Source organism: Leeuwenhoekiella palythoae (assembly GCF_900130045.1).
Lineage (GTDB): Bacteria > Bacteroidota > Bacteroidia > Flavobacteriales > Flavobacteriaceae > Leeuwenhoekiella > Leeuwenhoekiella palythoae.
In genome coordinates this window covers 441,418-453,942 of the sequence record NZ_FQXT01000003.1, presented here as the reverse complement: position 1 = coordinate 453,942, position 12,525 = coordinate 441,418, and the positions used below count along the sequence as shown (strand labels likewise).

General features: G+C 40.6%; 10 protein-coding genes. All 10 read right to left on the bottom strand.

The genetic code is table 11. The features are described 5' to 3' along the window. Positions 1-32 precede the first annotated feature (32 nt). Positions 33-935 (bottom strand): aldo/keto reductase, encoded by a 903-nt coding sequence (locus tag BUA96_RS09225; protein ID WP_072982464.1) that lies wholly within the window; start codon positions 933-935, stop codon positions 33-35. Between the two features lie 2 nt (positions 936-937). Next, positions 938-1,678 carry a sugar-binding protein gene (locus BUA96_RS09220; RefSeq protein WP_072982462.1) on the bottom strand — a complete coding sequence of 247 codons (741 nt, stop codon included), beginning with the start codon at positions 1,676-1,678 and terminating at the stop codon, positions 938-940. Then, the gene (locus tag BUA96_RS09215; protein ID WP_072982460.1) at positions 1,675-2,838 is read right to left on the bottom strand and encodes an MFS transporter; all 1,164 of its coding nucleotides are present in this window, start codon (positions 2,836-2,838) and stop codon (positions 1,675-1,677) included. Before BUA96_RS09215 ends, BUA96_RS09220 begins: the two co-directional genes overlap by 4 nt. A 9-nt stretch (positions 2,839-2,847) precedes the next feature. Further along, positions 2,848-3,729, bottom strand: coding sequence for a TolB-like translocation protein (locus BUA96_RS09210; RefSeq protein ID WP_072982459.1), 882 nt, complete (start codon positions 3,727-3,729; stop codon positions 2,848-2,850). A 169-nt stretch (positions 3,730-3,898) separates the two neighbouring features. Then, on the bottom strand, positions 3,899-5,707 hold the full coding sequence (locus tag BUA96_RS09205; RefSeq protein ID WP_072982457.1) for an acyl-CoA dehydrogenase family protein: 1,809 nt from the start codon (positions 5,705-5,707) through the stop codon (positions 3,899-3,901). Between the two features lie 52 nt (positions 5,708-5,759). Next, complete coding sequence (locus tag BUA96_RS09200; RefSeq protein WP_072982456.1) at positions 5,760-6,116, bottom strand: four helix bundle protein; 357 nt, start codon at positions 6,114-6,116, stop codon at positions 5,760-5,762. Positions 6,117-6,163: 47 nt separating this feature from the next. After that, positions 6,164-7,354, bottom strand: a complete 1,191-nt coding sequence (locus tag BUA96_RS09195) for an acetyl-CoA C-acyltransferase (RefSeq protein ID WP_072982454.1) — start codon at positions 7,352-7,354, stop codon at positions 6,164-6,166. A 100-nt stretch (positions 7,355-7,454) separates the two neighbouring features. Beyond that, on the bottom strand, positions 7,455-9,863 hold the full coding sequence (locus BUA96_RS09190; protein ID WP_072982453.1) for a 3-hydroxyacyl-CoA dehydrogenase/enoyl-CoA hydratase family protein: 2,409 nt from the start codon (positions 9,861-9,863) through the stop codon (positions 7,455-7,457). Next, positions 9,860-10,324, bottom strand: a complete 465-nt coding sequence (locus tag BUA96_RS09185) for a MarR family winged helix-turn-helix transcriptional regulator (protein ID WP_072982451.1) — start codon at positions 10,322-10,324, stop codon at positions 9,860-9,862. Before BUA96_RS09185 ends, BUA96_RS09190 begins: the two co-directional genes overlap by 4 nt. 135 nt (positions 10,325-10,459) lie before the next feature. Next, entirely contained in the window at positions 10,460-12,229 is a 1,770-nt protein-coding gene (locus tag BUA96_RS09180; RefSeq protein ID WP_072982450.1) for an AMP-dependent synthetase/ligase, read from the bottom strand. Positions 12,230-12,525: the final 296 nt, after the last annotated feature.

The following is a 12,525-nucleotide window of genomic DNA, read 5'->3' as shown; positions in this document are numbered from 1 at the left end:
GCTTTTTGACTTTATTTCCGATTTGAAAAAAACTAAGGCAAATCTTCGCCTTTAGAAGCGATATAGATTTTATACCATTGCTCTAGACTCAATTCGATTTCAAGGGCATCAACAGCACTTTTAATTCGGTTGATATGTTGTGATCCCACAATAGGCATAATCCCCGTAGGATGCTTTAAAAGCCACGCATACATCACTTGATCTATATCTGTATTCAATTCGGCAGCGATGCTTTTTAATTCGGCAGTTAAACGCTGATCTTTTTCCGTTTTTGGGTTAAAGATAGCCCCGCCCGCAAGTGGCGACCACGCCATCGGTTTGATTTTATGTTTTAAGAAATATTCGGTATTATCATTCTCAAAATGTTCTAAACAACTCACAGAAATCTCAACCTGATTGGTGGCTAAAGGCATATCAAGATAACTTTGCAGGGTATCAAATTGCGCCGGACTAAAGTTTGAAACGCCAAAGTTGAGCACTTTGCCACTGCTTCTAAGCTGATCAAAAGCCTTGGCAACTTCTTCCGGATTGAAAAAAGGTGCAGGGCGGTGTAGTAATAAAAGATCTAGGCGATCTGTACCTAAGTTTTTAAGCGAAGTTTCGGCTTGTTTTATAATGTATTCGGTGCTGTAATCATAGATCTTAATGTCAAGCTCCGGATTGTAATCGGTAGCCATCTTGATGCCGCACTTGCTTATCAATTCCATCTTTTCACGCAGCTCCGGTCTCTTAGCTAATGCTCGGCCAAAATAGGCTTCACAGGTGTGATTTCCGTAGATATCTGCGTGATCAAAAGAAGTGATTCCTAACTCCAAAACTTGCTCAATAAGCTTTAAAAGGTGGTCATCGCTCAAATTCCAATCGCGCAAACGCCAGTATCCGTGAACGATGCGTGATAAGCTTAAGTTGTCATTAAGTGCTATTCTATTTTCCATAATTATTGAATCAATTTTAGGGTTTCAAAAAGTCCGGCATCCAGGTCTATGCGTCCCTCGTAATCTTGGGGAATCGCAACAGAACCAAGAACCGTGTTGGTAGCTTTGGCATCAGCGTGTTCAAAAGCGAGCGCAAAGCCCATTAATTTTTCGGGTTTTAAAGATACGGCTTCGTGCGGAGCGTTGGGATTAAATGTGGAATCAAAATAGGTTATTCTTAATTCCCAATAGGATATAATCCCATAGTTTTTTACAGCGGAATAAACCGCGTGATTAGCAGTTCTTGGCTTCTTATTTTGATCTAGAAAGACTGAAGTGTTAGACGGAGAAATTTGATAGTTAAAAGCATTATAAGAACTTTCATAGCTCCCGGCGCTGTTGTCTTCGTCAACATACACACTTAAGTGATCTTCGCTGTTGAAGTGCTCCATCGGATTGCCAAAAGTAGACTGAATTGTGATATTTTCTAACCGAAGCAATACATACAGCGCATCAGGCGTCCACGTCAGTTTATATTGAATTGTTGAATTTGCTGAAGCTTTTCCGCTCCAAATATTGTTCATTTGCGTCCATTCTAAATGCTGCCAAGCGGGATCGTGAGGTTTACCATCAACACGTGGAGCGATGATCGCTTTTTGAACCGGCGTAAACGTGTTTTCAGACTTTTGAAACAGTGGCGGCGGACCCTCATTTTTGCCACAGGCTATAAAAATCAGAAAGAAAAAGCAGTAAAGAATTCTCATAGTTTAGACCGGTACAAACTCAAAATTCCAAAGATAGGCCCCAGACTTAAAACCAAAAAAAGATAATCAATATCAAAATGAATAACCCAATAATTCAGCAGTTGAATACTAACGACAGTAATCGCAAATCCTATGCAATTAACGAGCGTCAGTGCGGTCCCACGGTATTCGGGTGGAGCATTTTGTGCGACCAATGTTGAAAACTGCGGACTGTCTGCGACTACGGCAGCGCCCCAGATTAATAGAAAGAAACCAAAAATCACCGGTGGGAATTCAATACTAAAAGCAGAAACCAAACAGCACATTCCTGAGATTACGAGTGCGTAATAGGCAACTTTTTTACTGCTTATTTTCTGCGTCAAAACTCCGCCAAACGCACAAGAAATTGCACCGATTGCAATAGCAAAAAAGGACCAAAGCGAAGTGTTGAGATAGACTTGATGTTCTGCTTGATAATAGTTGATAAAAACAGGTAGAAATCCCCAAAAGGCGTACAATTCCCACATATGTCCCCAATAACCAAAAGCTGCTCTTCTGAATTTTTTAGTCTGAAAAATAAAAGGAATCGCTTTTATCGAGAGTTTTTGCTGCGCTTTTCGATACGGACCATCAGCAACGAAAACACCGATTAATAGTCCGCCAACAGCAGCTAAACCTGAAGTTACCAATGTGATAATCTTATAATCTACCGAAACTTCAAAACTGTTCAAAGCGTGGGGGATTGCTGTACCTAGGACCAAAGCGCCAACCAAAAACCCCAAAACTTTTCCTAAACCTTTTTCAAAATAATCGGCTGCGATCTTCATTCCAACGGGGTAAATTCCGGCTAGGAAAAAACCGGTGCTCAATCGTGAGATTAATAAAGTGCCACTTTCGGCCTGAGGTAAGAGTAAAGCTAGGTTTGCGACTGCTCCCAAAATGGCACTTACGGCAAAAACTTTAGACGGCGAGAAGCGGTCTGCAATCGCGAGCACTGCAAAAACAAGCGTTCCCAGAATGAAACCAAGCTGTACTGCGGCAAGCAAATCTCCTAAAAGATCGGGATTTCCCAAACGGGCGACAGGAAGTTGCGGAACCACGATATTGCCTACAAACCACAACGATGTTCCCAGAAACTGAGCGAGAACAATGAGAATTATGATTTTAGTTTGCTTAGGCACCTATTGGGTTTAGTTTTCTACAGGTTCTGCCGCTACTGCGAGGTATTTTCCGTCGGGACTGACAGTCATTCTGGTGATATTTTTAATTCCGTAGCTGTTTAAACTCGCGGCAAACGTCCACGCCGGTTCGCCAAATAGATCATAGACAAAAAGACTATCACCGCTACCTACAAGAATCCGGTTTTCATCGAGCCACGTATAATCTTGCCGACCAATGGGCATCTCGCATACGAAATAGCTTGTAGGTTCGTCACCCGAAAAGTCGAGTGTATAGAGATCCATATTTTTGGTTTCATTTTCCACCGTATAACTCATCGAGTTGCTATTTGGTATTTTTTGTACTGACCTTCCGGAATTGGTGATGATGCTTTCTGAAGTTCCTTTTTCTATATTTATAAGGAAGAGATCCATTTGATTTGGCTGTAAAACCGAAGCAATAAAGGTTTGCTGATCGTAAAAGGAAAAATAACCAACTTGACTGCTATCTAAAAGCTTTTTGAAAGCTTTGGTTTGAAAATCATACTGCGCCAAGCGCTGACGGCCTTCTGGATCTTGACGTACCGCAACGATCGTTTCAGTATTTGGAATGCGTTGCGCAGAGAAAAAACCGCTATTCGGTTCGTTAGTGAAAACTGAAGTTTTAGAAGTACTTATATCATAAACCCCAATTGTAGTAAGGCTATCCTGAGTGCGGCTGTAGAGCAACGTGCTCTCATCATAAAATGAAGGCTGATTGTCATACCCTGCATTTTGAGAAATGTTTTTACCATTTACTATTTCAATAGTGGTTGGTGTTGTTTTGATCTCAAAAAGAAAAACCTCTGTGTTTTCCTGCGCTTGAAGTGAAAAGCTCATCACAAACGCAAGCAGTATAAATCCTATTTTTTGCATAAACTAAGTTGAAGTTTTAAAGATACAATGTTTCTTACATCACAACCAAAGTAATCAAGATTTGAGCCAATCTTAGTTTATTCCATTCTCATTACTCTTTAAAAAACAAACCCCAAAGCAAAGCTTCGGGGTTGAATTCAAATCAAAATGTAATAATTAGGGCAAAACCTTAGAACGGATAGGTGTTTTCTTCCGTTACTTTTTCAGCGATGATATTGCGTAAAGCAACTACATTAGGCTGATTTTGATATTTGGTGAAACGCTTAAGACCCATAAGCATCATACGCTGCTCATCACCTTCAGCAAAAGACACAATGCCTTCTTTTGCTTTTTGGTTAATGGTATCTACAGCGTGATACAGGTACAATTGCGCCATTGCGATTTGCTCTTTCTGAGCGTCTTCGCCAAAGCGTTTTACGTTCTTTTCTGTACGTAAAATGGCACTTTCTGCCATATAGATCTCAATCAAGATATCTGAAGCTGCCATCAATAATTGCTGGTGCTCTTCTAGTGCTGGCCCATATTTTTGGATTGCACTTCCTGCAACCATCAAGAATACTTTTTTCAGTTTAGCAATCATCGCTTTTTCTTCAGAAAGGACTTCAGAATAATCTGGGGTATCAAAAGAAGGGATTCCAGTTAATTCATCGGCAACTGCCATCGCAGGGTTCAATAGATCTACGTGACCTTTCATCGCTTTTTTCACAAGCATTCCTACTGCCAGCATACGGTTGATCTCGTTGGTACCTTCGTAAATACGCGAAATACGAGCATCTCTCCAGGCAGCTTCCATCGGCGCATCGGCACTGAAGCCCATACCACCATAAATTTGGATACCTTCATCGGCACAATTCTGCATATCTTCTGAAGCGGCAACTTTAAGAATAGAACACTCGATCGCATACTCTTCAACACCTTTCAATTCGGCTTCCTGATGGCTGTTACCATCGGCCATTCTGATTGCGATTCGATCTTCAATATTTTTAGCTGCGCGGTAGGAAGCACTTTCGCATACATATGCATTCGTAGCCATTTCAGCCAACTTATACTTGATCGCACCAAATTTGGCAATCGGTGTTTTAAACTGAACGCGCTCATTTGCATATTTTACGCCCATATCAATGATACGACGTTGCGCATCGAGACAGGCAGCAGCAAGTTTGATACGACCTACGTTAAGTGCATTCATCGCGATCTTGAAACCTTCGCCACGACCGGCAAGCATATTTTCTACAGGAACCACGGTATCATTGAAAAATACCTGACGGGTAGAAGAGGAGTGAATACCTAACTTCTTTTCTTCTTCACCAAGTGAAATTCCGTTTGATGGATCATTTTCTACAATGAAACCGGTGATGTTTTTATCATCTTCAATACGAGCGAAAACAATAAACAGGTTACAAAAACCGGCATTGGAAATCCACATCTTCTGACCGTTGATTTTGTAGCTTTTTCCGTCTGGTGAAAGTTCAGCTTTTGTTTTACCACTGTTGGCGTCAGAACCTGCTCCCGGTTCTGTTAAACAATAGGCGCCAAACCACTCGCCGGTAGCCAATTTGGGAACGTACTTTTTCTTTTGCTCTTCGGTACCATAAAGGGTGATTGGCATTGTACCAATCCCGGTGTGCGCACCAAAGGCTGTCGCGATAGAACCCGTAGCTCCCGAAATATAATCGCAAACAAGCATCGTTGAAACAAAGCCCATCCCCAGACCATCGTACTCCTCAGGAACAGCGATACCAAGAAGACCAAGTTCACCGGCTTTACGCATTACTTCTTCGGTAAGCGCATAGTCTTTATGTTCAAAACGTTCTTTGTTAGGAACAATCTCACGGTCAACAAATTCTTTAACCGTTTCCTTCATCATTTTTTGCTCCTCGTTAAAATCTTCGGGAGTAAAAACATCTTCACAAGCGGTTTCTTTAACTAAGAATTGCCCGCCACGTAGAATTTCTTTTTTATCTGCTGTTTCTGCCATTGTAATGTATTTTAAGAAAATAGAATAGAGAAAAAAGAGAAGAGATCATCGGTTACAAGCCGTTTTGAAATCCCATTGTCATTTTTTGCCATTCCTGTATTTTGGTTTCTAATTCAACTATTTTTTTATCGTCTATATAATTTTTATGTCTAGCTATCAGTAATTGAGTACCCAATTCAAATGAAGATCCCAGAGCATAATCAATAAAAGTGCTGAAAGCTTTATCTGTTCTAGATGAACCTTCTGAAATATTGCTTGGGATTGATGTACTAGCTCTACTCATTTGTGAAGCGAGATCAAATCTTTCATCTTTAGGAAAAGATTCAATTACATCAGAAATATCACAAGCTATTTCCAATCCTAAAGACCAAATTTTTAAGTTTTTATAATTATGCCTTCTTTTGCTCATAATTAAAACTCTTTTATCTCTGTTCTTTGCTCTCTATTCTAAGATTTCTAATTAAGGAACTCATAAACCCCGGCTGCACCCTGACCGGTACCTACGCACATTGTGACAACGCCGTATTTACTCTTCATTTCACGTTTGCGCATTTCATCAAAAAGCTGAACGGAAAGTTTAGCTCCCGTGCAACCTAGCGGGTGACCTAAAGCGATGGCACCACCGTTTACGTTTACGATATCTGGATTAAGATCTAACTCTCTGATTACGGCTAAGGATTGCGAAGCGAAAGCTTCATTCAATTCGATAAGGTCGATATCTTTCTGCTGCAATCCGGCTTGTTTTAAAGCCTTCGGAATTGCTTTTACGGGACCAATTCCCATAATGCGTGGTTCTACACCAACGGCTGCGAAATTCACCAGACGCGCTATTGGTTCTAGATTCAGTTCTTTAACCATTTCTTCGCTCATCACTAGTACAAATGCTGCACCGTCACTCATTTGTGAAGAGTTTCCTGCGGTTACGCTTCCGCCTTCGGCGAAAACAGGGCGCAATTTTGCCAGAATCTCAAGCTTGGTATCTGCACGTGGACCTTCATCTTTACTTACCGTATAGGTTTTAGTTTCTTTCTTTCCGGCACCGTTTACAAATGTGTGCTCCACATCAATCGGAACGATTTGCTCTTTAAAACGATCTTCTTCCTGCGCTTTTAAGGCTTTCTGATGTGAGTTGTAAGCGAACTCATCCTGATCTTCCCGAGAAACATTAAACTGATTGGCTACCGCTTCTGCAGTAAGTCCCATTCCCCAATAATAATCTTCGTTTCCGGCTTTTGCCACTTTATAATCAGGAACCGGTTTGTAACCACCCATAGGGATGTAACTCATACTTTCGGCACCCCCGGCGATGATACAATCTGCCATTCCTGCCTGAATTTTAGCCGAAGCCATCGCGATGGTTTCAATTCCTGAAGCGCAATAACGGTTCACCGTTACTCCTGGAACGTCTTCGATCTTTAATCCCATCAAAGAGATCAACCGACCAACGTTAAGGCCTTGCTCTGCCTCAGGCATCGCATTACCCACCATCACATCATCAATGCGCTTCTTGTCAAAGTCAGGAAGCTCCTTCATCATGTAATCGATGGTTTCTGCGGCGAGTTCGTCTGGTCTTTTAAAACGGAACAAACCACGCGGTGCTTTCCCTACGGCTGTTCTGTATGCTTTTACGATATATGCTGTTTTCATTTTTTAGATTTTTTTGAGAGAAAAGAGAAAAGATATAAGAGGATAGATTTTGTAATCTCTTAATCGTCTCTGATCTATTATCTTTTTTCTAATTTCTACTTTAATTTCTTAGCGGTTTCCCTTTCTTGATCATATGCTCTAAGCGCTCTAAGGTTTTACGCTCTCCGCAAAGACTTAAGAAGGCTTCGCGTTCAAGATCTAACAAGTAACGCTCACTTACATAAGAAGCCTCCGATAAATCACCGCCGGCCATTACATAAGCTAGTTTATTAGCGATTTTCTTATCGTGATCACTGATGTATTTCCCTGCGTTCATTTGATCGGTTCCTACTAAAAAAGCACCCAAAGCTTGTTTACCTAAGACTTTAATATCGCTACGTTCAATAGGTTTGGTGTAGCCTTGATCTGCCATAAACTTCGCTACTTCTTTAGCTGCAGCGATCTGGCGATCTTTATTGACCACGACAATATCTTTACCCGGTTTTAAAATCCCTAAGTCGTAAGCTTCATAGGCAGAAGTCGAAACTTTTGCCATACCAATTGTTAGGAAATATTCGCGTAGTCGGTTTAACTCGACGTCGTCTTTTTTATAAGTTTCAGAAGCTCTAAGAGTCATTTCTTTAGAACCACCACCGCCGGGAATTACCCCAACACCAAATTCTACCAAACCGATATAACTCTCAGCAGCGGCCACTACGCGGTCTGCGTGCAAAGTCATCTCGCAACCACCTCCTAAAGTCATAGCTTGTGGAGCAACAACAGTAGGAATAGAAGAGTAGCGCAAGCGCATACAGGTATCTTGGAAGTATTTAACGGCAGCATTCAGCTCATCATATTCTTGCTCAACGGCCATCATAAAGATCATCCCGATATTGGCACCCACAGAGAAGTTCTTCCCTTGATTGGCAACAACGAGTCCGGCGAAATCTTTTTCTGCTAAATCGATAGCTTTATTTAAACCTGATAGCACATCACCACCGATAGAATTCATTTTAGAACGGAATTCCACATTTAGAATTCCATCGCCGAGGTCTTCAACAACAACGCCGCTGTTTTTAAATACCTCTTTAGATTGACGGATGTTATCGAGAATAATAAAGCCATCCTGACCCGGTTTTTTCAAATATTCTTTCTTCGGAATATCGTAGTAGAAGGTGTTTCCTTCTTTAACGGTATAGAAGGAATCTTTTCCGGAAGAAAGCATTGCAGCAACCCAATCGGCTACTTCATAACCTTCGGCTTTCATCAATTCGATTCCTTTCTCTAAACCTACGGCATCCCATATTTGAAACGGACCGTGTTCCCAGCCATAACCGGCACGCATCGCGTCATCAATTTTGTATAGTTCATCTGTGATCTCAGGAATTCTATTCTGCACGTAAGCGAATAATCCGGCGAAATTTTTACGGAAGAATTCTCCGGCTTTATCTTTTCCTTTAATCAAAACCGGAAAACGATCTGCCACGTTATCAATAGACTTGGTCATCTCAAGCGTACTGAAAGAGGCGCGTTTATTGGCTCTGTATTCCATAGAATTCAAGTCTAGCGTTAGAATCTCGCTAGAGCCGTCCTCCTTTTTAATTTTCTTATAAAATCCTTGTCCGGTTTTGCTTCCCAACCATTTATTCTCGTGCATCGTGTTGATATAGTTAGGTAGCGAAAACAACTCAGCACGCTCATCGTTTTCTACGTTTTCACGAATACCATTCGCCACGTGAACTAAGGTGTCAAGTCCTACAACATCAACGGTACGGAAGGTAGCCGATTTTGGACGACCAATTACCGGGCCTGTTAATTTATCAACTTCTTCAACCGTCATCCCAAGTTCTTCCACGGTGTGAAAAAGACTCATTATACTATAGGTACCTACGCGGTTACCGATAAAAGCCGGAGTATCTTTTGCTACAACTGAAGTTTTTCCAAGGAATTTTTCGCCGTAGGCATTCAGGAATTCTAAAACTTCTTTGTCAGTTTTTGGTCCCGGAATGATCTCAAAAAGATCTAAGTAGCGCGCCGGATTGAAGAAATGTGTTCCGCAGAAATGCTTCTGGAAATCATCGCTTCGACCTTCACTCATAAACTTGATCGGGATTCCTGAAGTATTTGAAGTGATCAGTGTGCCCGGAGTACGGTGCTTATCGAGTTTTTCAAAAACTTGCTTTTTGATATCTAAACGCTCGATCACCACCTCGATGATCCAGTCGTAGTCTTTTACTTTAGCGATATCATCTTCCATATTACCAGTAGTGATGCGATTTGCAAAATCTTTGTGGTAAATAGGAGAGGGCTTAGATTTTAACGCATTTTGAAGGTGGTCATTTACCAGTCTGTTGCGTACCGCTTTATCTTCAAGCGTTAAGCCTTTTGCTTTCTCTTTGTCGTTAAGTTCGCGAGGAACTATATCGAGTAACAGCACTTCAACTCCTATGTTTGCAAAATGGCAAGCGATGCCGCTTCCCATAATACCAGAGCCAATTACTGCAACTTTATTTATACGTCTTTTACTCATTGTTTTATAGTAGTTTCAGAAGTGTTATAAATTTTTTTATTCTGTATTAAATCATTGATGACGTGAATCACTTCAAAAAAGTGATCTACTTTTTCTGCATCAATGTTAGCGCGAACCGCCTCGTTAAATTTCAATACACGGTCTTTACTAAAGTCTCTGTTTTCCTTTCCAAATTCAGTCAGGAAAATCAATACGCCCCGACCATCAGCCGGATTGGGTTTACGTTCTATAAGTCCGCGTTCTTCCATTGATTTTAGGGTTCTAGAGAGACTGGTCGCTTCCATTCCCATCCTAGGTCCCAAAGCTGTAGAAGGCGTTCCTTCCTCAGGGTCTATACTCAATAAAGCAAAACCTGTAGCCATCGTACTGTCTAACTTTGCAGCTTGCTCATTATACATTTTAATGACGGCTTGCCAGGTCGCTCTAAGGGCGTGATCTATTGTGATATCTTTTTTACTCATACGTTTTCGTAAAGTTAAAAAAATAATACTATGCACGCATAATAAATTAAGGAAATTTTATAAGATTATTATCTCACAAGATGATTGATGGGTATATTCATAAAAAAACTCCTTATTTCTAAGGAGTTTAATAGATTATTCACGCTCGTAAATTTTATTGTAAAGGTCAAGATACTTCTCTTTTACGATACGTCTTTTAAGTTTCATAGTAGGAGTGAGGTGACCCGCTTCAATACTCCACTCGTCGGGAGTAAGCTCAAATTTCTTGACGCGTTCCCACTTACCGAATTTCTCATTGTGAATGTCAACATCCTCTTGAATGCGTTTCTTCACTTCTTCGTTTGAAGCGATTTCCTTAGGAGTAGTACCTACGTTGATATTTTTGAGTTTTGCCCATTCGGTCACAAATTCAAAATTAGGTTGAATTAGGGCAGCCGGCATTTTCTCACCTTCGCCTACCACCATTATATGTTCGATAAAACGGGATTGCTTCATCATATTTTCAATGATCTGAGGCGCTACATATTTACCTCCGCTGGTCTTGAACATTTCCTTTTTACGGTCTGTAATTTTCAGGAAGCCTTCGCTGTCGATCTCACCGATATCTCCCGTGTGGAAATAACCGTTCTCTAAAACTTCATCAGTTTTTTCTTTGTCTTTATAATAGCCGATCATCACCTGTGGACCTTTAATAAGAATCTCACCATCTTCGGCGATCTTGACTTCAGTCTGCGGAATAGGTTTTCCTACGGTACCTATTTTAAAGCCTTTATCACGCATATCATTTACTGAAATTACCGGCGATGTTTCGGTAAGGCCGTAACCTTCCATGACGCCGATATCTGCAGCATTAAAAACGCGTGCAAGTCGGGGTTGTAAAGCCGCACTACCCGAAGCGATCACTTTTAAATTTCCGCCTAAAGCTTCCTGCCATTTACTGAAAATCAGTTTACGTGCAATACCTAATTTTTTCTCGTACCACCAGCCGTTTTGACCGTAAGGCTCGTAGTCAAGACCGGTTTCTACAGCCCAGAAGAACAGTTTCTTTTTGATTCCGGTTAAATCTGCACCTTTTGCAATGATCTTATCATAAACCTTTTCCAGTAAACGCGGAACAGCTGTCATTACTTCCGGCTGAACTTCTTTAAGGTTTTCACTTATCGTATCTAGACTTTCAGCAAAATATATAGAAACTCCGGTATACTGATATAAATACATCAACATGCGTTCGTAAATATGGCATACCGGTAAAAAACTCAACGCTTTACTTTGCCCCGGCACAATAGGAAAACGCGACGCGCTATTCAATGCATTAGACACCACATTTTTATGGCTCAGCATCACGCCTTTAGGCCTTCCGGTAGTTCCTGATGTATAAATAAGAGTTGCAAGATCATCTTCTTTAACTGCTGCCTTTAATTTTTCAACTTCAGGCTGAAGGCTATCATCTTCTTCTTTGACCTCCTCCCAACTTTTGCATCCGTTGATAGCATCAAAACTATAGACCTCTTTAAGCGTTGGAACATTTGCTTTTATCGCATTAAGCTTTGTAAGTACTTCTTCATCAGAAACAAAGCAGAAGATAGATTCGCTATGGTTCAGTACGTACTCGTATTCTTCTTCCGAAATCGTTGGATAAATAGGAACGTTTTGCGCGCCTAATTGTAGGATACCTATATCCATGATATTCCACTCCGTACGGTTTGTAGAAGAGATCACGGCAATTTTATCATTGGGTTTTACACCTAATTTTAATAGCCCCCGACTTATTGCATTAGCTTGATCAAGATAAGATTGAGTAGTTGTTGCTACCCATTTGCCATCATATTTAGTTACTAAGGCTTCTTTTAAATTATACTGTTCAAGTTGATGGTAGGGGAAGTCAAAAAGACGTTTAGTTTCCATAGTTATGAAATAGGTTTACTCGATGCTCGAGAGTGAATAATTAAGGGATCTGTCCCGATAATCTATATTCTTTATAAGTTTTCTTTAAAGCGTTTCTTCAGAAAATATTCTAAGTGTGAACTAATGCTATTAAGGTACAGACAAAATACAATTTAAGTTATTGATATTTCGGTTTTGAAAGTCCTTTGAGGTATTTACTTACTGCAAAATAGCGAAATTATAGACTTTTTTATATGATTTTAGAAAAATTTACAACGTTGTATTAATGATTTTACAATGTTACTGGTTTCTCTCTC